This is a genomic window from Bacillus paramobilis (assembly GCF_038096195.1).
GTDB classification, from domain to species: Bacteria; Bacillota; Bacilli; order Bacillales; family Bacillaceae_G; genus Bacillus_A; species Bacillus_A mobilis.
Genome location: NZ_CP151108.1, coordinates 4,429,091 through 4,453,157, shown reverse-complemented (window position 1 = coordinate 4,453,157; position 24,067 = coordinate 4,429,091). Strand labels below are relative to the sequence as shown.

The window sequence follows — 24,067 nt, the reverse complement described above, 5'->3', positions numbered from 1 at the left end:
GTTTTGACTTGTAAATAAAAGTTCACCATAACAAAACAAAAAGGAGAGTTCAAAATGAACCAATATATTGGGAATTTAATTATTCGCATCGTGTTAGGAGTGACATTCTTTGCGCACGGTTTAGCGAAGTTTCAATCAGGTATCGATAACGTAGCAGGATGGTTTACAAGCATCGGCTTACCAGGTGGTCTGGCATACGGCGTAGCAACTGTAGAATTAGTTGGTGGTATATTATTAATTATCGGTTTAGGCGTAAAATATGTAGGATTGTTATTTGCACTTATTTTAGCTGGAGCTATCGTAAAGGTAAATGGAGCAGCAGGTTTATTAGGAGATGGAAAGAATCCAGGATATGAATTAGATCTTGCATTACTAGCAATGGGTGCGTATTTATTCGTTGTAAAAGCAGAAGGGTATGTAGATCGTTTCTTAAAAGAGAAAGTAATGAAAACGAAGTAAACTTATTTATAAATTGTTGACTTGGATCATTATTGTAACTATAATGATTACAACGTGTAGATTAAGAATAAAACAAATTAAATATTTTTTTACACAAGATGTAACGAAAGTGGTTACATCTTGTGTAAAAAATAAACAGAATGGGAGGAAGTAACATGCCTAAATCAAATTTAGAAATTATTCGAAGTACATATGAAGGATCAGCTTCTTCGAATGCAAAACATTTAGCAGAAGCCCTCTCTGAAAAAGTAGAATGGACAGAGGCAGAAGGATTCCCATACGGGGGAACTTATATAGGTGTAGAAGCAATAATGAAAAATGTATTTAGCCGATTAGGATCAGAATGGGATGATTATAAAGCGAGTGTAAATATGTACCATGAAGTAAACGGAAAAGATGTAATTATTGCTGAAGGTGTTTATTCAGGAGTTTATAAAGAAACGGGAAAATCATTTGAAGCAGATTTTATTCACGTATGGCAACTGGAAAAAGGAAAAATCATAAAATTCAAGCAATATGTGGATAGTTATATTGTACGAGAAGCGATGAAGGTTTAAAATGAAATAAGGAAACAAATGGAATCGACTGTGCGCAGGCGATTCCATTTGTTTATGTGATTATTAGGGGAATGGGGAGTACATAATATGAAAAAATGGATAATAGGGGCAATTACAATGATTGTAATTGCGATAGGAGCTGTATTCGGTGTTACTAAGCTTCTTAATTATATAGAGGAAGAGGAGAAGAGTCTTAAAACACAAAAAGTGATGAGCCAACAGGACAAGAAAGTTGCGGAAGAGAAGCCACAATTTAGTGAGGATGAAATTATTTCTACCATGCATAGGATGGTACATCAAAAAGTAAAATCCTCTGAAAAATGGGGATTTATTGAAATGACAAATAAGGAAATTGTTAGTGCCAAGAAGGCAGTAGAAAGTAGTACAAATTTTAAATATAAATCAAAGTTACTTGCCACTTTAGAGCGCTGGGAGAAAGGGGATTTTTCACAAACGGTTGAGGAGCATAACTTTTTGTGGGAAATTCAAGGTGGTGATACTGGAAAGGCAACAGAACGTTTATCGCCAGAAGAAGAAAAACAGTATGTAAAAGAAATGAAAGGTAAATGAAAATATCGCCACTTTGGTGGCGATATTTTTTGGTTAAGAATGTTTCCGCATTAAAGCCCTAGTTGGCTGAACAGTAACTGTTTTGAAATGAGAAAATAAATAACATCCCGTCACAACGATCATTGTCCCGAAAATTTGTATCCACGTTAGTTCTTCTCCGAGGAAAAGAAATGCTAAAATAGCTGTGAAAATTGGATTGAAGTTTAGAAAAATACCGGATGTCGTAGCTCCTAATTTTTGCACGCCAATATTCCAAAACACCATACAAAGAACTGTTGAAATAAGCCCTGTATATAAAAGGGATGTGATGAAGGAAGTATTTATATTTGTAACAGTGAAGCTCCCAATGTTAAATGGCAGTAATAAAATAACACCGAAAATACCAGAGTATAATGTTGCCATGAGTGGTGTAGTTGTTTTTGTTGCCCATTTACTACAAACAGAATACATGCCCCAAATACAAACAGCCGCAAGCATCCATAAATCGCCGCTATTAAAATGTAGTGAAAATAAAAGTGAAAAGTTACCTTTTAATAGGACAAGAATAACCCCAAAGAATGAAAGAATCATGGATAGAATTTGAAGTGTATTTACTTTTTCTTTTAGAAATAATACTGAAAATAGTGCAATTGAAATTGCATTTAATGTAGAAATAAGCCCTACATTCGTTGCGGATGTTTTTTCTAGTGCTAGAAATTGAAAGATGTTAAAAAGAGCGACCCCTGAAATCCCCATTAGTAGTAACGGAAGTATTGCAGCACGAGGTGGAATAATTTTCTTTTCTTTAAACCAAACCATCGGTAATAAACAAACAATCGCAATCATCCATCTTAAACTTGTAAGTGTCATCGGAGACGCGTGATCAACGAGCGATTTTCCAACGACGAAATTTCCTCCCCATAATAAGCTCGTTAGTAATAGTAAAAAGACATAAAAATAAGGCATATTAAAATCCCCTTTGTTGTAATCAATGTGAATTGTAAATAATTTTAGCATTTTTCTTTATTGTGTAATATATTCTTTTGTATAATGGGAAAAAGTCGATAAGATATTTTGTTTTTGATAATATTTACGGAAAGATATTCAGTTTTATATAGAATATAATGTGTTTTTTCGAATAATCATCGGTAATAAAAAGGGGGAATTTTGATGGAGTCGTCAGTTATTAAAGTGTTAGATGATTTAGACGTACAAATTTTAGATATATTGCAGAAGGAGTCTCAAGTAAGTAATGCAGAGCTTGCGAGACGCGTTAATTTATCACCAGCTGCGATGCATGCGAGAATAAAAAGATTAGATGGAGAAGGGTTCATTGATAAACAAGTAGCTATTTTAAATCAAGAAAAGCTTGGTTTTGATTTGTTATGCTTCATTTTTATGAGTACAAATATTCATCAATCGGATAAACTTGACGTTTTGGAAAAAGAATTAGAAGCGATGCCAGAAGTGTTAGAGTGTCACTGCTTAACAGGAGAATATGATTATTTATTAAAGGTTGCAAATCGTGATCGTAAAGAGCTGGAGCAGTTTATTAGAAAGCTGAATAAGCTTGGAATTACAAGGATACAGACGAGTTTAGCACTTCGTGAAATTAAATATTCGACAGTATTACCGATACGAAATGAAGAACCAAGCATCGATTAGATTGCTCGGTTTTTTGTTTGTATAAAGTGATTGACGGGGAGAAAAGAGAGATGTATCATTATATAAAATTATGAATTAAAATTCATTTAGGTTTATAAATATTAATATCAGGGGCAAGGGGATAAAATATGGAGATCTTTAATGCGGTTACGAGTGATGTGAAAGAAATTTATAGTCTCATTGAAACTTATGCAAAAGAGGGAGTTGTTTTACCGCGTTCGCTTTTGTCTCTCTATCAATATTTACAATGTTTATATGTTATGAAAGAAGGGGAAGAAATTGTTGGAGTTGCTGGTTTACATGTGTTAGGGGAGGATCTTGCAGAAGTTCGGTCATTAGTCGTTTCGCATACATATGCAGGGAAAGGAATCGGGCGTATGTTAGTGAACCATGTAATAAATGAGGCAGCAAAAATAAAAGTGAGTAGAGTCATTTCTTTAACATATGAAACGGAATTTTTTCAAAAGTGCGGGTTTGATTTTGTGAATAGAGAGGCGTTACCAGAGAAAGTATGGATTGATTGTAGACATTGTCCAAAGGTTGATTATTGTGATGAGGTGGCGATGATTCGGTATGTTGGGTGAAGTTTTCAGAGAGAAAAAAGTCCCACTATTATTTACGTAATAGTGGGATTCTATATTTTAGGGAAATTAAGAACTTGAATTCGTTTTTCTTACTGCGAAATTAAAAATGGGATTTTTAAGCTCATAGTTATAAGTAGAACCATCGATAAGCCCTACAACTTTATCACTGTCGTAAAGATCAAGCATAAATTGTGCCATTTGTTTTGCAGTGTGGAATTTCGGTACAACATTATTGTATTCGAACTCATCAATATCAAATGAACGTTTTGCAAACTCTGTTTCAGTTGCACCAGGTGCTAAAACCTTTGCTTGCAGTTTTGCACCTTGTTCTTTCAATTCGTGAGATAAACCCTCTGTAAATGCACTTACGTAGAATTTCGTAGCACAATACGTAACAGCATCAGCGACAATTGTGTATCCACCGCCTGATGAAACGTTAATAAGTTGTGTGCCATCAACCATGGAATAATCTCGAACGAAAAGAGAAGAGAGTATTGTTAGTGCTTCTATATTTACATGTAACATCGTTTCAATTTTATTTAAATTTTGTTCAGCAATTGAGGCGAAATTACCAAATCCTGCGTTGTTAATCCACGTTTCAATTTGAAAAGTTTGTAGGCTTTCATAAAGCTTATAAACATTTTCCGTGATAGATAAATCAGTTCTTCGAATAACAACATCCAATTCTGGATTCATTTCGTTAATTTTTAATTTTAATCCGTCTAATTCTTCTTGTCTTCGAGCGACAAGTATTAAGTTCTTTCCGCGAGTTGCAAAGGCTAAAGCCGATTCATAGCCAATTCCAGAACTAGCGCCAGTAATAACAGTGTATTTCATATGAAATCCCCCTAAGTTCAAATAAATATATTATGGTTAGATTTTATTTGTTAGAGTATACTCTAAGTCAAATGTTTTTTATGAATTTGATAAGGCTATAAAATATATGAGGATCAGCACGTGGAGGGAGTTAGAGTATGTACACAATTAGCGAGGTGGCTAAATTAATAGGAGTGAGCACACATACATTACGTTATTATGAAAAGGAAAATATATTAATTGCAAATCGCGATACAAATGGGAATCGAATGTATGAAGAGTCACATATAAAGTGGTTGCAGTTTGTCATGAAATTAAAACAAACGCAAATGCCGATAGCGAAAATAAGAGAATATGCTAGGTTATATTTAGAAGGGGAGCGTACAACCGAAGCTCGTTTACAGCTCCTAGAAGATCATAGAAAATCTATTCAGATTCAAAGAGAAAACTTAGTCATTACAGAAAAGATGCTTGAGAATAAAATTATTGCATACAAAGTCTCTTTGGAAAATAAATAGAAAAAATAATCCGTTCCTTATTTATATGATAAAAATGGATTTGATCTTATAGTGTGCCAGCAAATAAAAAAGAGCAGCTAGCACAAGCTAACTGCTCTATTAAAGGGATCTCTCCAAGGGGGAGTGGAGAAAATATTATGTTACTAGCAGTATTAACAGATTATTAGGAAATATACAAATCGGATGAAATAAATTTTAAATAAACTTTCGGCATTGACAGCTTTTAAAATATTCATGTACAATATTCATGAATGACATTCAGTCATTTTCGGTGAGTGGATACAATTAGCTTGGAAATGGAACAAATATAATGGTAAATGAGGATGATAGTTGTTTTATATATAGTAGTGGTGAAAGAGAATATTTTTTTAAAACAAAAATGACTGATAGTCAGTCATAAGAGGTGAGAGGTATGAAAAATAGAGCTTGGTTATATGTCATATTAACATGTATCTTTGAAATTTTTTGGGTATTTGGTTTTAATACGGCCGATACTTGGTGGCATTGGATTATTATTTTAGGAGTTATCGCTGTTGATTTTCACTTTCTTTCTAAAGCGTGTGAGTATCTTGCGACAGGGACTGTATATGCCATTTTCGCTGGAGCTGGTACGGTAGGTACTTTCTTAATGGATGTATTCCTTTTCGGCGAAAGTTTCAGTGTAGGGAAATTATTCTTTATCGCAATGGTTGTAGCTGGCGTTATCGGTTTAAAGCTAGCTGATAATAAAGAAGAAATTGTGGAAGGAGCTGCTTAAAGATGGGTTGGTTTTTCGTATTTTGTGCTGCAATTAGTGAAATAGTCGGTGTGATCGGTCTAAAAATGTATAGTAAAGATAAAACGTTAGCAAATGGTGCGCTTTATATAGGCGGGTTTGCTACATCCTTTGCATTCTTGTATACATCTTTCTTATTTTTACAAGTAAGTGTCGCGTATGCGGTTTGGATTGGTATTGGAACAGCAGGTGCCGTTTTATTAAACATGTTCCTGTTTGGTGAGTCGAAAAGTAAAGCACGTATCATTAGTGTGGCTCTTATTGTATGCGGAGTGACAGGATTAAAGGCTCTTTCGTAAAAATATGCTGTATCTCCTAACAAGTCGTTAGGAGATTTTTGTTATAAAAAGTGCACGATAATTGACAGTACAGCTAGTTATTTAATAAAATGAGTGACAGTCATTCAATACGTGTTTGAAAGGGTTTAGATGATGAATAAAAAAGAGAAAATTGTCTATGCAGCTATTGAAGTGTTTCAGGAAAAGGGCGTTGAAAAAACGAAGATTTCTGATATCGTGAAATTAGCTGGCATTGCACAAGGAACTTTCTATTTATATTTTCCTTCTAAGTTATCTGTTATGCCTGCAATAGCAGAAGTGATGGTTGAAAAGATGATACTTGCAGTGAAAGAAAAAGTGCAAAACGATGCACCTTTCTCAAGTAAAGTGGCGCAAGTAATAGATGCGGTGTTTCACTTTATAGCGGAATATCGTGAAATACAAGCTTTAATGTATGCGGGTCTTGCATCTACAGAACATATAAAAGAATGGGAAGCTGTGTATGAGCCTCTTTATATGTGGCTAAGTGAATTTTTAAATGAGGCGAAAGAAGCTGGTGAAATTCGTGATTCGGTTCACGCAGAGCGAACAGCGAAGTTATTTATCGCTCTAGTTGAATCAGCAGCGGAACAAGTTTATTTATATGATCATAAAGATGAAGAGCAAGTCGAGCTACAAAAGGCAGAAGTACTAGATTTTTTAACACATGCACTACATATAAAGAAATAGTAAGATGAACCTGTCTGAAAAGGTAGGTTCATTTTTGAGGGAAACTGAATGATAGTCATTCACCTAATGCTTATGTATGTGTGGAAGGATAGTGTGAAATTCTAATGAGTGGAGGCATCTCTACTCATGATTAGCCCACAAATAGCAGGATAAAGAAAAAGCTTCTTGGGCATTATTTTTTTTTGAGGAACTTACGGGAAGAGGTGTTAAAAAGTGAAGAAACCGATAAAAGAACAAAAGATGGTATTGGTCATTCTTTTGAGTAATATATTTATCGCTTTTTTAGGGATTGGATTAATCATTCCGGTTATGCCGTCCTTTATGAATGACATGAGTTTAACAGGAAAGACGATGGGTTATCTCGTTGCAGTGTTTGCAATGGCTCAGCTCATTACGTCACCTATTACAGGCCGGTGGGTTGACCTTTACGGTAGGAAGAAAATGATCATCATTGGATTATTTATTTTTGGTGTTTCAGAACTTCTTTTCGGATTAGGAAAAGATGTGTGGATGCTTTATGTAGCACGGGTGTTAGGCGGAATTAGTGCTGCGTTTATTATGCCTGGTGTTACCGCATATGTTGCGGATATTACCTCTATGCAAGAACGTCCAAAGGCGATGGGATATTTATCTGCCGCAATTAGTACTGGATTTATTATAGGGCCTGGAATTGGCGGATTTATTGCAGAATACGGAATACGTGTGCCGTTTTTCGTTGCAGCAGCAATTGCTTTTATAGCATGTGTAATTTCGATCTTTATTTTGAAAGAGCCGTTAACGAAGGAAGAGCTTGCAGAGATTTCTGCTAATACGAAAGAATCGAGTTTTATTGGTGATTTAAAGAAATCATTACATCCAATGTATGCAATTGCATTTATTATCGTATTTGTACTCGCATTCGGATTATCAGCGTATGAAACTGTGTTTAGTCTGTTTTCAGATCATAAGTTTGGATTTACACCGAAAGATATTGCAGCAATTATTACGATTAGCTCCATCTTTGGGGTAGTTGTGCAAGTATTTATGTTTGGCAAATTGGTCGACATGTTCGGTGAAAAAGTGTTAATTCAAATATGTTTAATTGTAGGTGCAGTATTAGCATTCGTCTCAACTGTAGTCTTTAATTATTGGATTGTACTTCTCGTTACTTGCTTCATTTTCTTAGCATTTGATTTACTTCGTCCAGCTTTAACGACGTTTTTATCAAAAGCAGCCGGAAAAGAGCAAGGATTCGTTGCTGGTATGAACTCGACTTATACGAGTTTAGGAAATATCGCAGGACCAGCGATGGGCGGAATATTATTTGATATGAATATTCATTATCCATATGCATTTTCAGGAGTTGTTTTAATAGTTGGTCTCGGCATTACATTTATGTGGAGAGAGAAACAGCTAGCTGAAAGTTTTGCGAAGTAATTAAACCCCTTACGACGGTAAGGGGTTTTTGTTTTATCCCGCTTTAATGGGCAGTAAGACCCCCACCTCAAAATTCACTGAAAGCAAAGAAGTTAGGTGGGGGTCGGGCTGCCCATAAAAGTCCGATTGGTGAGGGCTGATAATCAGTGGGGGATGAAGAAAACCCCCACTGATTAAAGTTCCACTTTATAAGCTTAATCCAAATCGTTTTAATTCAATGAAAATCCCCTCTAATTGCTTTCCTTTATCCGTTAATGTGTACTCTACACGAGGCGGAACTTCTGGATATACTTTTCTCGTTATAATGCCTTGAGATTCTAATTCTTTTAGTCGAAGCGATAATGTTTTTGGACTAATCCCGTCCATTGATTTTTGTAAATCACTAAAGCGTAATGTTCCTTCGATAAGAAGATCACGAATGATTAAAAACGTCCATTTTGTACTAATTATATCAAGCGTTTTAGCGATAGGACAAGGTATGCCAGGTAAACCTTTCGTTAATTCAACTGGATCTATATTGTTCATGGAACTAGCCTCCATAAAATTTTTTTTGATGAATTTGCTTTATAGTATCACAAAACTATACTTTTGGTAACTATATGAAAAAAATATCACTACTTCCATAAAGGAAGTTAGTGCATATACAATAGTAATACGAAACAAAAAGGATTTATATAAGGAGGTGGTGATTTCCATGGGGATAAAAAAGTTATTTGGATTTCTTAGTTTGTTTGTTATTTGTATTGTGCTTGTAGCATGCGGCGTGGAAGAAAAAACGGAAGTCCAGTTATTAAAAGAAATGCCAAAGCCAAAAGCAATGACAATTGATCCCTCACTAAGTAAAAAAGAAGCGACAGAGATGGTTCATGCAGCGCAGCGTTTTTATGCATTTTGGGATACAGGTAAAGAGGAACTTATTCCGAAGACTGTTACTGAAAAATTTTTTGATAATACATTGCCGAAAGGGCGACCACAAGGCACGGAAGGATTAAAGTTTGCGGCACAAAATTTTCATAAAGTCGTTCCTAACATACATTGCGAGATTGAAGATTTATTAGTCGTTGGTGATAAAGTAACAGCTCGTCTTTCTTTTACAGGAACGCATAATGATAAGAAAATCAATTTTTTTGCAATTGATATTTTACATGTGAAAGACGGGAAGATAACGGAGGATTGGCATTTAGAAGATAATCTTACACTGAAACAGCAACTCGGGTTAATAGCTGAAGAGTAAATTATATAAGGGAGAGAAAAGCGATGAAAAATATATTCATTATAAATGGACATGAAAAATACGGCACAAAGGAAGGGAGATTAAATAAAACGTTAGTTGATTATATGGTAACGGTATTAAGTGAGAAGAACCATGTGAAAACAACAACGATTCAAGATGGCTATAGTATTAAAGAAGAACAAGAGAAGTTTTTATGGGCTGATGTTGTAATTTATCAAACGCCGATTTACTGGTTTAGTGTACCAGGGTTATTTAAAACGTATATGGATGAAGTATATGAATACGGTTTGTTCTTTAAAGGTGCTGATGAATATGGAACAGGTGGTTTATTAAAAGAGAAGCAGTATATGTTTTCTACAACTTGGAATGCACCTGAGAAAGCATTTGGAGATAAGACGAAGTTCTTTGAAGGGGAAAGTTTGGAATCAGCGCTTAGCCATTTACACCGCGTACAAAAGTTTCTTGGTATGAGTCCGTTAAAGAGCTTTGCTTGTTATGATGTGGTGAAGAATCCTACAATTGATACGTATTTAGAGAACTTGAAGAATCATTTAGAAGAAGTCATTCAATAATTACAGCCATCCTCGTATTTAATACGGGGATGGCTGTATCCATAACTTCGCAAAATTTGCCCAGCCGAATGAATCAATTGATACGTTTTTTTAAGAAGAGGGATATGTTTTTCTTTTTAGAACGGATCAACTTCAGCTAAGTTTGGAGTAGTGTTAGGCTGTAGCAAAAGATTTTTTAACGTTCCTACTTCAGAAAGAGCTACTAATATGTAGCCACTAATCAGTACAATAAGCCCAATGACGCGTAACGTTTGTAAGCTCACTTCATTATTATTCGTTTCCGTTGGATTTGGGGGCGGTGAAGGTGGATTGTTATTCATAAATAAGGCTCCCATCTTTTGTATTTATATATGTGTCAAATCATGATTTAACTTATGGATAGGAATTATATAGTCACTTTCACTATATGAGAATTGCCTATGAAAAGTGATAAGAAATTTTTGGACGAGAAAGAGGGGGATCCAAAAGATTATTAAAACTGAACTTTTGGATCCCCCTCTTTTATTTATCCTGCTATTTGTGGTGGCCGGATTTCCTGTAAACGACCAGTTGGTGAGGGCTAATTAATCAGTGGGGATGAATAAAATCCCACTGATTAATTATTTTCATGTAAATAAAAGGGGGGGAGTTAACCAAAGTAGCTATCCTAATATACGCAACGATTCTTCAATAAACGCGGGGATATCCTCTGGTTGTCTACTTGTTACTAGCTGATTTTGGCATACGACAACCTCTTTGTCATGAAAATGTCCACCGGCATTTTTCAAGTCGATCTCAATAGATTTATATCCAGTCACATCACGTCCTTCAAGTGTTTGTGCAGTGATGAGTAGCTGAGGTCCATGACAAATAGCGAAAACAGGTTTTTTCGCATCCATAAATGCTTTGCTAAAGCGAACAAAACGTTCATCTGCACGAAGTATATCTGGGGAAAATCCGCCTGGTATGAAGAGGGCATCAAAGTTCTCTGGAGAAACATCATCAATATTTTTATCAATCACGACTTCACTTTTTCCTTGTTTACCGTGTACCGTTTTACCTTTTTTCATTTCAATAGTTGTTAATTCATATCCCTTTTGATTAAAAGCTTCTACTGGCTCTGTGTATTCTGTGTCCTCGAAATAATCCGTTATTAAAATAGCAATTTTTTTACTCATTCTAATCCGCTCCTTACATTATATTATCGGTTTCAGAATCATCCTTGAGCAATGTCTTTTATAAAGTGAAACTTTAATTCATATTTTTTCATTCCCTCCAGTTTCTTTGCCCTGTTATTTTAATACATACCCTTTTTATTAGGACGTAAACATGTATTATCGTTTTTGTATGTAAAATCATAAAATATCGGTTGTGCCGGTGATTCTTATTTAAGGAAGAAAAAAAGCCAAGGAGATAATTTATTTTCTCCTTGGCTTTTAAGATAATTCTTTTCATTAAAATGCGGAAATTCGTTGCTTCGTTTTTGGGACAATAATAAATTTGATCCAAAGTAACCCAATAATCATAATGATAAGGCTATGTAAAAATTGACCTGTAGCAATGAGTATAACACTCGAAAATACAATGAGTTGAATGCTTAGTAATATAAAGATTAAGCGAAGAAATTGGTTCATTCGTTTTTCAGTATCAATTGGATATAATGCTACAATAATATTTCCCGAAAAATATTTCCATAAGGAACGTAGCTGCATAGAAATCATATATAGGACGATGTAAGAGATAGCACCTTTTGCGTATATGTTTGGTATAAAATATAAGGCGAAGGCACCGATTAACCCTAAGCGGATATATATACCGAAATAATCATTCCCGCGTAAAAATGCGAGTGTATGTAAATAGAAGAAAGTTGCTCGTTTTTTATGTAATAAAGGTTCAATCCAATTTGTAAGCCATTTTCTTTTATTTACTTGCTTATTCAGTTGCGGAACATCGGTGAAAATGCTAGCAAATTGATAAAAACGAACGTTCATTTTTTCTTCTTGTTCAATTATGTAATCCCACGGTACTCGTTTTGTAGGCTGTTTTTTCGTATATAGAAATAGGAAAGCAAGTAGTAAGAGTAATCCGCCTAATATGAGAACATGTGCTGAGTAAAACAGCATGTAAATAATGAGTGCGTTACAAGCGATACGAATAATGAACCATATGTTTTTTTCATGGCTATCACGCCACATCCAATGTATGTACATATTCCAAGCTTTCGTAATCATTAAAATGATAAAGATTGTACATAAGAAAGGTACCGTTACTTGTAATGATTGCATTGCAAGTGGAACGAGAATAAGGAACGTAAATAATAATGGAAAAAGCTGAATGATGTAATTATATAGAAGAGACTTTTTAAAATAAGATGTTAGTTTCTCTTCTAATGCAAGCAAATAGACAGCATCAGGTTTTTGAATAAATGTACGGATAGGACATCTCGTTATAATGAATGTAAGTACAATCGTGATGAGTAGTAAAGCTATTTCTTTAGAAGGAGATGCTTTTAGAAACTGAGCATAGTAGTATGCGCCAACGCATGAAATAAAGATAAAGCTATATAGTAAACCGTTAATCATACGTGCAAAGTATGTAATGATATTTTGCATATGTTGTTGGAAGCGACTGCTCCATAGTGATTCGATTGACATGTTTTTCACCTCTTTGTTCTATTATATATGTTTTATAAAAGAAAAAACGAGCAAATTGCGTTATGCAACTTGCTCGTTTTTCTTTTCGTTATTTTTTTTCTGATCACGATTCATTAATGGATAGAAGGCAAAGCCGATTACGAATAAACCAATTCCGAGAAGGAACGTTTTTATATCGGATGCACCGGTTTTAATAACCCATAGTGCGTAGCAAAGTGCGATTACTGCGACTATACCATCTGTAATTCTTGCCCGCATTTCATTTTTATATGTTTCACCAGTTGCGACTAGTTTTAACTGGAAGATTGGTGAAACGAGATATGGAATAAGGTAGGCCAGTGTTGATACGGTAATAACGAATGTATAAGCTTCCGCAATAGTTCCTGATAACGTTGAGAATAAGAACACTTGCGACATAATGTTTGTTAATCGTAATGAGTAAATTGGACTTCCTTTTTTATTTGTTTTTGTGAAGAAGGAAGGGAAGAAACCTTCTTTTGCTGCTTGATACGGTACTTCTGAGCTTAATAAAATCCAGCCTAATATAGAACCGAATAGGGAAGTAAGAGCAAGTAATGCCATCAGTTTCCCGCCGCCATGACCCATTGCAGCGTTTAATGCATCTGCTAATGGACGTTCAGAAGCTTGTAATTTATCAACGTGAAGTACACCCATTGTTAAAATTGTAATTCCTAAGTAAATCGCAACTGTAATAAGTAATCCTGCAACTGTTGCGCGTTTTACTGTTTTAGGAGAGGTAGCACGGTTTGATAAAAGTACTGCCGATTCAATTCCGATAAATGCCCAAAGCGTTGTAAGAGCAGCTAAGTTTACTTGTGAAAGAAGGCCGTGTGATACACCTGATTTATCGATCATCGGTGTGTACCATTGTCCAAACTTAGAAGCTTCGAATGCAAATAACGTAACGACGATGAATAAAAGGAATCCAGTTACTTTCGTTGTTGTTGCTAAGAAGTTTAGCTTTCCAGCTCCGCTTACACCGTTTGTTAATATAATATGAGTTCCCCAAAGTAAGATGGAACAAATCGTAAATGTAATTAGTTTTCCGACTTCTATATCGAACGAGCCGATTGAAAAGAGTAGTCGTGTATCTTTCATAATTGGGAAGAAGAGTGATAAATATCCCGCGAAAGATGTAATGATGGCAACGTTACTTGCCCAGTTTGCAACCCAATATCCCCATACCATACTGAAACCAGCCATTTTTTTCTTTTTTGGTGTTGAGAATAAAGCATATGCATGACTTTGTGGTCCTGTCGTTAAATCAGGACGACGAATTGCTAAATTACCGAAAACAAGAGCTAGCATTAAAACACCAAACCCTGTTGTTAACCAAGCTAAAGTGACACCGAGAGGGCTTGCTGTTTGTGCCAACGTACTTGGCACCATGAAAATCCCAGCGCCAACCATGTTACCGACAACGAAAGCTGTTAGTACCCAAAAGCCCCATTTTTTTTGTTGCATAGAAAATACCTCCAAAGTTAGTATAACCAAGTCAAGCGAGGAGATATGTATGTCTTCTTAGTAGAGAAGAGAAGTCCCAAACAAAACAAAAAAAGCACGTAATTTGCCGCTACATGCTTTCTATCTTATAAGAAACCCACGACATACCTCTCGATAGCTCTCCACAAACGAAACGTTTCGTTTGTGACAGTTCTGCACTTATTAAATGCAGACCCAGCAAGCGTGCATGGTGGACACGGGCTTACTTCGGCAATCATTCCTTTCTCATTCCTTCATCAATGCCACTACATCTCCAGAAATGATACTCTTAATGACTGCAACCTCTACCTCACCGAGATACGAATGAGGATTTAAATATTAAATTAACGTCTTTAAGAGTAACAAATGAATTTTTATACGTCAATGGATATAGAAATAATCAGATTATAGGGAAGAGTTTGTGATTAAAAGGGAGAGGGATTGTTATGTAATATTGAATTTTCATAATATAATAAATGTTATTGGCGCTAGAAGATTGAGAAGGGGATGAAGTATATGTCTGTATGTCATAAACATTCAGTAATAGGTGTATTAGATTCGGGAGTTGGGGGATTAACAGTTGCGAGCGAAATTATAAGACAATTGCCTAAAGAGAGCATTTACTATATTGGTGATAATGATCGTTGTCCGTATGGGCCAAGAAGTGTAGAGGAGGTACAATCTTTCATATTTGAAATGGTTGAGTTCCTCAAAAAGTTTCCATTAAAAGCCCTAGTTGTAGCATGTAATACTGGTGCAGCTGCTGCATTGACTGATTTGCAAGAAGCACTTCCCATTCCGGTTATTGGCGTTATACATCCGGGAGCAAGAGCGGCAATTAAAGTGACAAAGAAAGGGAAAATCGGAGTAATTGGAACTGTAGGTACGATACAGTCTAATATGTACGAAAAAGCATTGCACGAGCTTGATACATATTTAGAAGTGCATAGTCATGCGTGCCCAACTTTAGCTACAGTTGTAGAAAATCAATTAGAAGATACAGCATATGTAACGCAACAAGTGAAACAAGCTTTACTGCCATTAACGAAGGAAGATATAGATACGTTAATTCTTGGGTGTACGCATTATCCACTTTTAGAGTCCTATATAAAAAAGGAACTAGGAGAAGATGTAACGATTATTAGTTCCGCAGAAGAAACAGCGATAGAGTTAAGCACAATTTTACAGCACAAAGGAATTCTGTCTGACAATCTTAATCCGAAGCATCGATTTTTTACAACAGGCTCAGTTTCATCATTTGAACATATTGCTGAGCGATGGCTAGGTTATCAAATTTCTGTAGAATGTGTGAATTTAACTATGGAAAAACAACTCGTGAACTCAATTGTATAAAAAGAAGCTGATCTAAAAATAGATCAGCTTCTTTTTATAAGATTAAACTAAGTTTAATACAGTTACTTTTTCACGTGTCATAGACTCAAGGCTCTTGCGAATACCTTGTGCGCCCATACCTGAACCTTTTACACCAATGAATGGGAAGTGGTCAGGGCCGCGCTCTGTGCGTCCGTTAATTTGAACAGAACCAGTTTCGATTTTGTTAGCAATTGCAAATGCTTTGTTAATGTCTTTTGTGAAGACACTTGCTTGCAAGCCGAACTCTGATTTGTTAGCAATTTCAATTGCTTGCTCATCTGAAGAAACACGGATGATTGGAAGGATTGGGCCGAATGGCTCTTCCCAAGCAACTTTCATTTCTTCTGTTACGTGGTCGATTAATGTTGGGTAAATTAAGTTACGCTCACGTTTGTTACCGATAACGATTGTAGCACCTTTTTCTACAGCGTCGTCAACTAAACCTTGAACGAAGTCAGCAGATTTATCGTCGATTAATGGAACGATTGTGCTGTCTTGTTCTGGAGATCCAACTGATAGTTCAGCTACTTGCGCTTTTAATAAGCTAACAAGCTCGTCTGCTACGTTTTCGTGTACAAGTACACGTTTAATAGCTGTACAACGTTGACCAGAGTAAGAGAATGCACCGCTTACGATGTGGTTTGCAGCATCTTGTAAGTCAGCATCTTCACGAACGATACCAGGGTCTTTACCACCAAGTTCTAATACAAGTGGAATCATTGCAGCTTTTTTCGCTAAATGTTTACCTGTGTTTGTACCACCTGTGAACGATACCATATTGATGCCTTCGTGTTCTACTAAGTAGTCACCAATTACAGAACCGCGTCCTGTCGCTACGTTTACAAGACCTTTTGGAAGGCCAGCTTTATGAAGTGCTTCAACCATTTTAATACCGCTAATTGCACCTTGAGTTGCTGGTTTGAAAATAACAGCGTTACCCATAATTAATGCTGGTGCAAGTTTTGCAGCAGATAAGTTTACTGGGTAGTTAAATGGTGCGATTGCTAATACAACACCAAGTGGTGCGCGTTGGATGATCGCAAGTTTAGATTTCGTTCCGCCAGGGAAGCTATCGCCCATCATGCTTTCTCCGTGCATATGTAAAGCTTCTTCGATAGTATAACGAATGAAGTCAGCTGTACGAACAACTTCTTTCTTCGCATCTTTATATCCTTTACCGACTTCTTTCATAATGATATCGGCAATTTCATCTTGCATATTTACGAGCTCATCAGCCCATTTATATAAATATTTTGCGCGATCTTGTAGAGAAGCTTCTGCCCATGATTTTTGAGCTTCTTTTGCAGATGCAATTGCTTCATCTACTTCTCCGCGAGTAATTGCTTGTACTTGTCCAATTACTTCGTGTAAGTATGGAGATGGAATTTCGATTGTTTCTCCTGAAGAGCTTTCTCTCCATTCTCCGTTTAAATAAAATTTGTACGTATTGCTAGTTGTCATGATTAGTCCTCCTAAAATAGCAACTTGTAAGAGTGAGTATAAGGTGATTGTAGGGGGTTTGATAACATTTTTCAAATGAAATGTTTGTGAAAACGATTTCTTATTCTTTTTTTATTTTGTATGCCCTTTCTTACAGAAGATTCTCTTATTTCAAACGGATGTATCGTATTATGAATCCCCTTCATTTTTTTGTGATAAAAGATTATTTTATTCTATAGTTAAAAAAATAATTGACAGAATACTCAATAAAGTTGTAAGATTATAAATGGAAAATAAATGAAGGGGGTGTGCGTAATGATTGTAATCGTAAATGTAATGGGCTTAGCTCTGTTAAATGGCAGAAGACATTCATATCATTACGCAACCCGTGCGGATATATAAGGCATCTTTGTCTTATAAAAAGCGTACGTTGCGTATATCGTAACGTACGCTTTTATGCATTTCTGTGCATATCGTCAAGCGGCGGTATGCTTTTTTTTGTTTTCCACATTACTATATAAAACTTTGGAAGGTGGAAAAATGTGATGAGATTGTATGGGTTACGAAATGTAAATGTGATGGGTCTGGATAGTGGATAAAGAAATGAGAGGGAAACGAGCACGAGAAGGGAGAGGTTACATTGTTATCAGTATTACTAAAGTTAAAATGGTTTTTTAAAGAGCATTGGAAGAGATATAGTATCGCCATTGGAGCTCTTTTAATTGTAAATATAGTTGAAGTTATTCCCCCGAAAGTGTTAGGGGTTACGATTGATAACATAAAAACAGGAACGTTATCGAATGAAGCAATTATGCAATCTATTCTTATTTTAATAGGGGTTACGATCGTTGGATACGGTCTTACTTTCGTTTGGCAACATCAATTGTTTGGAGGAGCATTCGTACTGGAGAAGACGATGCGCTCTAAATTTATGGGGCATTTACTTAAAATGACACCGACGTTTTATCAAAAAAATCGTACTGGTGATTTAATGGCGAGAGCGACAAATGATCTAAAAGCAATCGCTATGACAGCTGGTTTCGGTATATTAACGCTCGTAGATTCGAGTTTATATATGCTTACGATTGTCTTTATGATGGGATTTACAATTAGTTGGGAGCTTACATTTGCGGCACTTATCCCGCTTCCGATTATGGCGTATGCGATGAATATATATGGAAAGAAATTGCATGAAAGATTTACAGTTGCGCAAGATGCATTCGGTGACATGAACGATAAGGTACTTGAGTCAATCGCTGGTGTGCGCGTTATTCGTGCATACGTACAAGAGAACGCAGATCAGGAAAGATTTCATCATTTAGGAGATGACGTCTACGAAAAAAATATGAAGGTAGCGAGAATTGATGCACTATTCCAACCAACTGTGAAAATGCTTGTTGGTCTTAGTTATTTAATTGGTTTAGTGTATGGCGCGTATCTTGTATTTCAATCAAAGGTGACACTTGGTGAACTCGTTTCATTTAACGTGTATTTAGGGATGATGATTTGGCCGATGTTTGCAATTGGTGAATTAATTAATGTTATGCAACGAGGAAATGCTTCATTAGACCGTGTGAATGAAACGTTAGCGTATGAACCAGATGTAAAGGATCCGAAAAATCCAAAGCTTGTACAAGAGCCGGATTATATTCAGTTTGATGACGTTACCTTTTCATATCCTTCATCAACTGAAACAAATTTAAAGAAGGTTTCGTTTACATTAAAACAAGGGGAAACGCTTGGGGTTGTTGGAAAAACAGGAAGCGGAAAAACGACGCTTGTCCGTCAGCTTCTTCGTCAATATCCGCTTGGAGATGGGGATATTGCGGTCTCTGATGTGACGTTAAATAACATAACGAATGAAAATGTACTCGGGTGGATTGGGTATGTACCTCAGGAACATATTTTGTTCTCAAAAACAGCGAGGGAAAATATTTTATTCGGAAACCGAGAAGCGACTGAGGAAGAACTCGAGAAAGCGATTGAAATCGCGGCGTTTACAAAGGATTTAGAGTTTTTACCAGAAGGGTTAGAAACGCTCGTTGGAGAGAAGGGTGTTTCTTTATCAGGAGGGCAAAAACAAAGGATTTCAATTGCGCGTGCTGTGATTCAAAACCCAGAAATTTTAATTTTGGATGATTCTTTATCAGCTGTTGATGCTCGTACGGAAGCAGCGATTATTGAAAATATAAGAACAGAAAGAAGCGGAAAGACGACGATTATTACGACGCACCGTTTATCTGCCGTACAACATGCGGATTGGATTCTCGTTATGGATGAGGGGGAAGTAATGGAAGAGGGTACGCATGATCAGCTTATTAAAAGTGGAGGCTGGTATGCTGAGCAGTTCGAAAGACAACAAGGGGAAAGTGAAAGTGCGGATAGTGGGGTGAAAATATGAGCGTTTCAAAACGATTGTTTCAATACGCGATGAAAGTGAAAGGGACGATTTTTGCAGCGATGCTAATGTTATTTATTTTCGTTATCGCGGAGCTTGCCGGTCCTTTCGTCGCGAAAACGATGATTGACGATCATATCGTTGGAATAGAGAAACCTTGGTATGAAACAGAAAAGAGTGAAGAGGCTGTTTCGTATAATGGTACCTTCTATAAGCGAAGTGATCGCTTCCAGGAAGGTGAGAAAAAAGGAAAAGAAGTACGCGTGATGCAAGTCGGTTTTCAATATTACTTTGTGCCAAATAAAGTGAATGCTGAAGGATCACGTACTGTAAAAGGTGATATGATTACCGTTCAAAATGGTAAGGCGGTGCAGGTATATAAAGCGAAAGCATTAACGAAAGAAGAAGTGTTTGCGTTTTATAAACCAGAAATAAACCGTCTATTATTACTTGGTGGTGGCTATTTCGCTTTATTAGTAGTCGTTTCCTTATTTGCATACGGAAAGCAATTTTTCTTACAGAAGGCAGCGAACAAAATTATTCAAATTATGAGGGAAGATGTCTTTTCTCATATTCAAACGTTGCCGATTCGTTATTTCGATCATTTACCAGCAGGGAAAATTGTATCGCGTGTCACGAATGATACGGAAGCCATTCGGGATTTATACGTGACGGTACTTGCGACATTCGTTTCTAGTATCATTTATATTATCGGGATATTCGCTGCGCTATTTTTACTCGATGTAAAATTGGCGACGTTATGTTTACTCATCATCCCGATTTTAATCGTTTGGGCAATTCTTTATAGAAAGTATGCGTCTGTATACAATCATAAAATGCGTTCACGTTTATCTGATATTAATGGAACAGTGAATGAATCCATTCAAGGGATGCCAATTATTCAAGCGTTCCGTCAAGAGCGTGAAACGAAGAAAGAATTTGAAGAATTAAATGGCGATTATTTTAAGTATCAAAATAAAATTTTGAACTTAAATGCAGCAACTTCGCATAACTTAGTGTCTGTCTTAAGAAATATCGCATTCACAGGTGTGATTTGGTATTTCGGTGGTGCTTCATTAAGTGCTTCAGGCGTCATTTCTCTAGGGATACTGTATGCGTTCGTTGATTATTTAACACGATTGTTCTCTCCGATTACAAATATGGTAAATCAGCTGGCTAACTTAGAACAATCGCGCGTTGCATCAGAGCGTGTTTTTGAATTGTTAGAGGAAAAAGGGGAAGTAGTAGAAGAGGAACGTATGCCTCGCCTACAAGGAAATGTGAAGTTTGATAATGTGTCATTTTCTTATAATGGGAAAGATGAAGTATTAAAAAATATTTCTTTTGAAGCGAAACAAGGCGAGACAGTAGCGCTTGTCGGTCATACTGGATCAGGGAAAAGTTCCATTATGAATGTACTCTTCCAGTTTTATGAGTTTGAAAAAGGGAAGCTTACAATTGACGGTCACGATGTAAAAGAGATGCCGAAACAAGCAACTCGTGAACATATGGGAATCGTACTGCAAGATCCGTTTTTATTTAGTGGGACAGTAGCATCTAATGTTAGCTTAGAGAATGAAAAAATTTCAAAAGAGCGCATCGTAAAAGCATTGCGCGATGTTGGTGCTGAAAGGTTTGCGAATAATATAAATGAAGAAATTACAGAAAAGGGAAGCACACTTTCAACCGGAGAACGCCAGCTTATATCGTTTGCTAGGGCACTTGCTTTTGATCCGGCCATTTTAATTTTAGATGAAGCGACATCTAGTATCGATACAGAGACGGAAGCGATGATTCAACAAGCGCTAGAAGTTGTGAAAAAAGGAAGAACGACATTTATTATTGCTCACCGTCTTTCCACAATTAAAAGCGCAGATCAAATTATTGTGCTTGATAGAGGAACAATCTTGGAAAAAGGCTCTCATGATGAGCTAATGAAAAAGCGCGGGCGTTATTACGATATGTACAAAACGCAAATGGAAGGTAATCAGAGCGCTTAATAGGTATGGAGGAGAACTTGTGATTTTCACAAGTTCTTTTTTTGTGAATCAGGGCAGTTAAATAAGAAGTATTGTTTTACCTTTTTCTTTATAAATGCTATATTAAAAAATGTTACTTATTTTTTGTATGTAGCATTATTTTCTCCTTTTGTTTGATTATGAAGAAAAAGGATAAACTAAATAAGAACATTTTCATTGAAAAATTGTTCAAGATTGCATACAATCAATATAGTTTTTAAATTCCTATCAGAATACTTGGAGGATTACCATCATGAAAAAATTATTTTCAGTACTTGCAGTAACTACATTAGCGATCGGGATTGTAGCCGGCTGCGGTAAAGAAGAGAAAAAAGATACAGCTAGTCAAGATGCGTTACAAAAGATAAAACAAAGTGGTGAACTTGTAATTGGAACAGAAGGTACATATCCACCGTTCACATTCCACGATTCAAGCAATAAATTAACTGGATTTGATGTTGAATTAGCAGAAGAAGTTTCAAAACGTTTAGGGGTAAAACCTGTATTTAAAGAAACACAATGGGATAGCTTACTTGCTGGCCTAGATGCAAAACGTTTCGACATGGTTGCGAATGAAGTTGGTATTCGTGAAGATCGTCAAAAGAAATATGATTTCTCTAGCCCATACGTTTCATCTTCAGCGGTATTAGTTATTGCAAAAGATAAAGATAAACCTGCTACATTTGCTGATGTAAAAGGATTAAAAGCAGCACAATCTTTAACAAGTAACTATGCGGATATTGCTAAGAAAAATGGCGCAGAAATTACGAATGTAGAAGGCTTTAGCCAAGCAGCAGAATTATTAAACACTGGCCGCGTTGATTTCACAATTAATGATAAATTATCAGTGTTAAACTACTTAGAAACGAAAAAAGATGCAAAAATTAAAATTGTAGATACAGAAAAAGAAGCGTCACAAAGTGGATTCTTATTCCGTAAAGGTAGCGACAAGCTAGTACAAGAAGTAAATAAAGCGTTAGAAGATATGAAAAAAGACGGTACGTACGATAAAATAGCGAAAAAATGGTTCGGTGAAAATGTATCTAAGTAGTGCGTTGGTTTCAGATCGATTGTCTACTTGGATAGATATTATGCAGTCTTCCTTCATGCCTATGCTGAAGGAAGCTGTGTTTACGACAATTCCATTAACGCTTATTACATTTATTATCGGGATTATACTTGCGACGTTAACGGCGCTTGCACGTATTTCAGGTAGTCGTATTTTACAATGGATTGCTCGTATCTATGTATCTATCATTCGCGGAACGCCACTTCTTGTACAGTTATTTATTATTTTCTATGGTCTTCCAACTCTTAATATTGAAGTTGAGCCATATACAGCAGCAGTTATTGGATTCTCATTAAATGTCGGTGCGTATGCATCTGAAATTATTCGTGCTTCTATCCTTTCCATTCCGAAAGGGCAGTGGGAAGCAGCTTACACAATTGGGATGACGTATCCGCAAGCGCTAAAACGTGTTATTTTACCGCAAGCGACGCGCGTATCTATCCCGCCGCTTTCGAATACATTTATTAGTTTAGTGAAGGATACTTCATTAGCATCGTTAATTTTAGTAACAGAAATGTTCCGAAAAGCGCAGGAAATTGCGGCAATGAACTACGAGTTTTTAATTGTTTATTTCGAAGCAGGTCTTATTTATTGGGTAATTTGCTTCTTATTATCTATTGTGCAACAAATATTAGAAAAACGTTCAGAACGTTACACTCTAAAATAACCCTTTCATAAAAGGAGTTTTTGTTTTTATGATTTCAATTCAACATTTACAAAAAAGTTTCGGAGATAATACCGTACTAAAGCATATAGATTTATCAGTTGAGAAGGGGGAAGTTGTTGTTATTATCGGGCCATCTGGATCTGGTAAAACGACATTCCTGCGTTGTCTCAACGTGTTAGAAACGCCGAACGCTGGTAATATTCGAATCGGTAATAAAGAGCTCGACTTCTCTCAAAAAGTATCGAAGAAAGATATTGTTAACCTTCGTACGCAAACAGGTATGGTATTCCAGCACCATAACCTATTCCCGCATTTAACAGCACTTCAAAATGTTATGGAAGGGCTTGTTACAGTGAAAAAGATGGGGAAAGAAGATGCGAAGAAAAAAGCAAACTATTTCCTTGAAAAAGTTGGTCTTGCGGATAAAGTAGACTTATATCCATTCCAATTATCAGGCGGACAACAACAGCGCGTTGGAATTGCTCGCGCGCTTGCGATGGAGCCGGAAGTGTTACTATTTGATGAGCCAACGTCAGCGCTTGATCCTGAACTCGTTCAAGAAGTTCTGAAAGTAATGAAAGAACTTGCGAAAGAGGGCATGACGATGGTGATTGTAACGCATGAAATGCGTTTTGCACATCAAATTGCGAATCGTGTTATTTTCATGGATGGCGGTGTCGTTGTCGAACAAGGTACACCAGAAGAAGTATTTACAAATCCAAAAGAAGAACGTACGAAGAAGTTTTTACAAATGTTGCAATAAATGAAGGAAGGTCTCAAGGCATATGCCTTGAGACCTTTTTGCCATATATA

The 24,067-nt window shown here is 36.3% G+C and carries 26 protein-coding genes and 1 riboswitch; of the genes, 18 read left to right on the top strand and 8 right to left on the bottom strand.

Translation table 11 applies throughout. The features are described from left to right. Positions 1-54: 54 nt before the first annotated feature. The 3 genes from AABL52_RS22820 to AABL52_RS22810 all read left to right on the top strand — a co-directional run bounded on the left by AABL52_RS22820 (position 55) and on the right by AABL52_RS22810 (position 1,586). Entirely contained in the window at positions 55-459 is a 405-nt protein-coding gene (locus tag AABL52_RS22820; protein ID WP_001077744.1) for a DoxX family protein, read from the top strand. Positions 460-614: 155 nt separating this feature from the next. Further along, on the top strand, positions 615-1,016 hold the full coding sequence (locus AABL52_RS22815; protein WP_001126713.1) for a nuclear transport factor 2 family protein: 402 nt from the start codon (positions 615-617) through the stop codon (positions 1,014-1,016). 87 nt (positions 1,017-1,103) lie between these two features. Then, positions 1,104-1,586 (top strand): PRK06770 family protein, encoded by a 483-nt coding sequence (locus tag AABL52_RS22810; RefSeq protein WP_063263502.1) that lies wholly within the window; start codon positions 1,104-1,106, stop codon positions 1,584-1,586. 33 nt (positions 1,587-1,619) lie between these two features. Here the strand turns inward: AABL52_RS22810 and AABL52_RS22805 are convergent, their stop codons facing one another. Beyond that, positions 1,620-2,531, bottom strand: coding sequence for a DMT family transporter (locus AABL52_RS22805; protein WP_001146282.1), 912 nt, complete (start codon positions 2,529-2,531; stop codon positions 1,620-1,622). Between the two features lie 204 nt (positions 2,532-2,735). On the opposite strand from AABL52_RS22805, the gene AABL52_RS22800 reads away from it, so the two are divergent. Further along, complete coding sequence (locus AABL52_RS22800) at positions 2,736-3,230, top strand: Lrp/AsnC family transcriptional regulator (RefSeq protein ID WP_000446100.1); 495 nt, start codon at positions 2,736-2,738, stop codon at positions 3,228-3,230. A 128-nt stretch (positions 3,231-3,358) separates the two neighbouring features. Continuing rightward, complete coding sequence (locus tag AABL52_RS22795; protein WP_000402253.1) at positions 3,359-3,814, top strand: N-acetyltransferase; 456 nt, start codon at positions 3,359-3,361, stop codon at positions 3,812-3,814. Positions 3,815-3,880: 66 nt separating this feature from the next. On the opposite strand, the gene AABL52_RS22790 is transcribed toward AABL52_RS22795, so the two are convergent. Next, positions 3,881-4,651: an SDR family NAD(P)-dependent oxidoreductase gene (locus tag AABL52_RS22790; RefSeq protein ID WP_341518499.1), complete on the bottom strand. Its 771-nt coding sequence runs from the start codon at positions 4,649-4,651 to the stop codon at positions 3,881-3,883. A gap of 137 nt (positions 4,652-4,788) precedes the next feature. Between AABL52_RS22790 and AABL52_RS22785 the strand changes: the two genes are divergently transcribed. The 5 genes from AABL52_RS22785 (at position 4,789) to AABL52_RS22765 (ending at position 8,346) form a co-directional block, all read left to right on the top strand. Beyond that, positions 4,789-5,148: a MerR family transcriptional regulator gene (locus AABL52_RS22785; RefSeq protein WP_341518498.1), complete on the top strand. Its 360-nt coding sequence runs from the start codon at positions 4,789-4,791 to the stop codon at positions 5,146-5,148. A gap of 412 nt (positions 5,149-5,560) precedes the next feature. Beyond that, a complete protein-coding gene (locus AABL52_RS22780) occupies positions 5,561-5,905 on the top strand; it encodes a DMT family transporter (RefSeq protein WP_341518497.1) in 345 nt (114 codons plus the stop codon). A gap of 2 nt (positions 5,906-5,907) precedes the next feature. Next, entirely contained in the window at positions 5,908-6,222 is a 315-nt protein-coding gene (locus tag AABL52_RS22775; protein ID WP_000539674.1) for a DMT family transporter, read from the top strand. A gap of 129 nt (positions 6,223-6,351) precedes the next feature. Then, the gene (locus tag AABL52_RS22770; RefSeq protein WP_144613088.1) at positions 6,352-6,930 is read left to right on the top strand and encodes a TetR family transcriptional regulator; all 579 of its coding nucleotides are present in this window, start codon (positions 6,352-6,354) and stop codon (positions 6,928-6,930) included. A 213-nt stretch (positions 6,931-7,143) separates the two neighbouring features. Further along, on the top strand, positions 7,144-8,346 hold the full coding sequence (locus AABL52_RS22765) for an MFS transporter (protein WP_061677864.1): 1,203 nt from the start codon (positions 7,144-7,146) through the stop codon (positions 8,344-8,346). Between the two features lie 186 nt (positions 8,347-8,532). Here AABL52_RS22765 and AABL52_RS22760 read toward each other — a convergent pair whose 3' ends face one another. Beyond that, on the bottom strand, positions 8,533-8,871 hold the full coding sequence (locus AABL52_RS22760; RefSeq protein WP_098238477.1) for a winged helix-turn-helix transcriptional regulator: 339 nt from the start codon (positions 8,869-8,871) through the stop codon (positions 8,533-8,535). A gap of 169 nt (positions 8,872-9,040) precedes the next feature. On the opposite strand from AABL52_RS22760, the gene AABL52_RS22755 reads away from it, so the two are divergent. Then, positions 9,041-9,580, top strand: coding sequence for an ester cyclase (locus tag AABL52_RS22755; protein WP_341518496.1), 540 nt, complete (start codon positions 9,041-9,043; stop codon positions 9,578-9,580). Between the two features lie 23 nt (positions 9,581-9,603). Continuing rightward, positions 9,604-10,152 (top strand): NAD(P)H-dependent oxidoreductase, encoded by a 549-nt coding sequence (locus AABL52_RS22750; RefSeq protein WP_341518495.1) that lies wholly within the window; start codon positions 9,604-9,606, stop codon positions 10,150-10,152. 116 nt (positions 10,153-10,268) lie between these two features. Here AABL52_RS22750 and AABL52_RS22745 read toward each other — a convergent pair whose 3' ends face one another. The 4 genes from AABL52_RS22745 to AABL52_RS22730 form a co-directional block, all read right to left on the bottom strand. Then, positions 10,269-10,472 (bottom strand): hypothetical protein, encoded by a 204-nt coding sequence (locus AABL52_RS22745; protein WP_097844541.1) that lies wholly within the window; start codon positions 10,470-10,472, stop codon positions 10,269-10,271. A 321-nt stretch (positions 10,473-10,793) separates the two neighbouring features. Beyond that, entirely contained in the window at positions 10,794-11,309 is a 516-nt protein-coding gene (locus tag AABL52_RS22740) for a type 1 glutamine amidotransferase domain-containing protein (RefSeq protein WP_341518494.1), read from the bottom strand. Positions 11,310-11,585: 276 nt separating this feature from the next. After that, a complete protein-coding gene (locus tag AABL52_RS22735) occupies positions 11,586-12,785 on the bottom strand; it encodes an ABC transporter permease (RefSeq protein WP_341518493.1) in 1,200 nt (399 codons plus the stop codon). Positions 12,786-12,845: 60 nt separating this feature from the next. Beyond that, positions 12,846-14,270, bottom strand: a complete 1,425-nt coding sequence (locus tag AABL52_RS22730; RefSeq protein WP_001186290.1) for an amino acid permease — start codon at positions 14,268-14,270, stop codon at positions 12,846-12,848. 146 nt (positions 14,271-14,416) lie between these two features. After that, a riboswitch (Lysine riboswitch) is annotated at positions 14,417-14,604 on the bottom strand. Positions 14,605-14,804: 200 nt separating this feature from the next. On the opposite strand from AABL52_RS22730, the gene racE reads away from it, so the two are divergent. Continuing rightward, on the top strand, positions 14,805-15,641 hold the full coding sequence (gene racE / locus AABL52_RS22725; RefSeq protein ID WP_341518492.1) for a glutamate racemase: 837 nt from the start codon (positions 14,805-14,807) through the stop codon (positions 15,639-15,641). Between the two features lie 42 nt (positions 15,642-15,683). Here the strand turns inward: racE and gapN are convergent, their stop codons facing one another. Further along, positions 15,684-17,123, bottom strand: coding sequence for an NADP-dependent glyceraldehyde-3-phosphate dehydrogenase (gene gapN / locus AABL52_RS22720; protein WP_061677872.1), 1,440 nt, complete (start codon positions 17,121-17,123; stop codon positions 15,684-15,686). A gap of 619 nt (positions 17,124-17,742) precedes the next feature. On the opposite strand from gapN, the gene AABL52_RS22715 reads away from it, so the two are divergent. The 5 genes from AABL52_RS22715 (at position 17,743) to AABL52_RS22695 (ending at position 24,017) form a co-directional block, all read left to right on the top strand. Beyond that, the gene (locus tag AABL52_RS22715; protein WP_341518491.1) at positions 17,743-19,503 is read left to right on the top strand and encodes an ABC transporter ATP-binding protein; all 1,761 of its coding nucleotides are present in this window, start codon (positions 17,743-17,745) and stop codon (positions 19,501-19,503) included. Then, positions 19,500-21,500, top strand: a complete 2,001-nt coding sequence (locus AABL52_RS22710) for an ABC transporter ATP-binding protein (RefSeq protein ID WP_341518490.1) — start codon at positions 19,500-19,502, stop codon at positions 21,498-21,500. The genes AABL52_RS22715 and AABL52_RS22710 overlap by 4 nt, the downstream gene beginning before the upstream one ends. Before the next feature lie 271 nt (positions 21,501-21,771). Further along, complete coding sequence (locus AABL52_RS22705) at positions 21,772-22,569, top strand: amino acid ABC transporter substrate-binding protein (RefSeq protein ID WP_000732853.1); 798 nt, start codon at positions 21,772-21,774, stop codon at positions 22,567-22,569. Further along, positions 22,556-23,254 (top strand): amino acid ABC transporter permease, encoded by a 699-nt coding sequence (locus tag AABL52_RS22700; protein WP_033655982.1) that lies wholly within the window; start codon positions 22,556-22,558, stop codon positions 23,252-23,254. Before AABL52_RS22705 ends, AABL52_RS22700 begins: the two co-directional genes overlap by 14 nt. 28 nt (positions 23,255-23,282) lie before the next feature. Beyond that, on the top strand, positions 23,283-24,017 hold the full coding sequence (locus tag AABL52_RS22695) for an amino acid ABC transporter ATP-binding protein (protein ID WP_000623592.1): 735 nt from the start codon (positions 23,283-23,285) through the stop codon (positions 24,015-24,017). Positions 24,018-24,067 lie beyond the last annotated feature (50 nt).

Coding starts and splice junctions, on each gene's coding strand:
- AABL52_RS22820 (WP_001077744.1), top strand. CDS start 55: ATGAACCAATATATTGGGAATTTAATTATTCGCATCGTGTTAGGAGTG.
- AABL52_RS22815 (WP_001126713.1), top strand. CDS start 615: ATGCCTAAATCAAATTTAGAAATTATTCGAAGTACATATGAAGGATCA.
- AABL52_RS22810 (WP_063263502.1), top strand. CDS start 1,104: ATGAAAAAATGGATAATAGGGGCAATTACAATGATTGTAATTGCGATA.
- AABL52_RS22805 (WP_001146282.1), bottom strand. CDS start 2,531: ATGCCTTATTTTTATGTCTTTTTACTATTACTAACGAGCTTATTATGG.
- AABL52_RS22800 (WP_000446100.1), top strand. CDS start 2,736: ATGGAGTCGTCAGTTATTAAAGTGTTAGATGATTTAGACGTACAAATT.
- AABL52_RS22795 (WP_000402253.1), top strand. CDS start 3,359: ATGGAGATCTTTAATGCGGTTACGAGTGATGTGAAAGAAATTTATAGT.
- AABL52_RS22790 (WP_341518499.1), bottom strand. CDS start 4,651: ATGAAATACACTGTTATTACTGGCGCTAGTTCTGGAATTGGCTATGAA.
- AABL52_RS22785 (WP_341518498.1), top strand. CDS start 4,789: ATGTACACAATTAGCGAGGTGGCTAAATTAATAGGAGTGAGCACACAT.
- AABL52_RS22780 (WP_341518497.1), top strand. CDS start 5,561: ATGAAAAATAGAGCTTGGTTATATGTCATATTAACATGTATCTTTGAA.
- AABL52_RS22775 (WP_000539674.1), top strand. CDS start 5,908: ATGGGTTGGTTTTTCGTATTTTGTGCTGCAATTAGTGAAATAGTCGGT.
- AABL52_RS22770 (WP_144613088.1), top strand. CDS start 6,352: ATGATGAATAAAAAAGAGAAAATTGTCTATGCAGCTATTGAAGTGTTT.
- AABL52_RS22760 (WP_098238477.1), bottom strand. CDS start 8,871: ATGAACAATATAGATCCAGTTGAATTAACGAAAGGTTTACCTGGCATA.
- AABL52_RS22755 (WP_341518496.1), top strand. CDS start 9,041: ATGGGGATAAAAAAGTTATTTGGATTTCTTAGTTTGTTTGTTATTTGT.
- AABL52_RS22750 (WP_341518495.1), top strand. CDS start 9,604: ATGAAAAATATATTCATTATAAATGGACATGAAAAATACGGCACAAAG.
- AABL52_RS22745 (WP_097844541.1), bottom strand. CDS start 10,472: ATGAATAACAATCCACCTTCACCGCCCCCAAATCCAACGGAAACGAAT.
- AABL52_RS22740 (WP_341518494.1), bottom strand. CDS start 11,309: ATGAGTAAAAAAATTGCTATTTTAATAACGGATTATTTCGAGGACACA.
- AABL52_RS22735 (WP_341518493.1), bottom strand. CDS start 12,785: ATGTCAATCGAATCACTATGGAGCAGTCGCTTCCAACAACATATGCAA.
- AABL52_RS22730 (WP_001186290.1), bottom strand. CDS start 14,270: ATGCAACAAAAAAAATGGGGCTTTTGGGTACTAACAGCTTTCGTTGTC.
- racE (WP_341518492.1), top strand. CDS start 14,805: ATGTCTGTATGTCATAAACATTCAGTAATAGGTGTATTAGATTCGGGA.
- gapN (WP_061677872.1), bottom strand. CDS start 17,123: ATGACAACTAGCAATACGTACAAATTTTATTTAAACGGAGAATGGAGA.
- AABL52_RS22710 (WP_341518490.1), top strand. CDS start 19,500: ATGAGCGTTTCAAAACGATTGTTTCAATACGCGATGAAAGTGAAAGGG.
- AABL52_RS22705 (WP_000732853.1), top strand. CDS start 21,772: ATGAAAAAATTATTTTCAGTACTTGCAGTAACTACATTAGCGATCGGG.
- AABL52_RS22700 (WP_033655982.1), top strand. CDS start 22,556: ATGTATCTAAGTAGTGCGTTGGTTTCAGATCGATTGTCTACTTGGATA.
- AABL52_RS22695 (WP_000623592.1), top strand. CDS start 23,283: ATGATTTCAATTCAACATTTACAAAAAAGTTTCGGAGATAATACCGTA.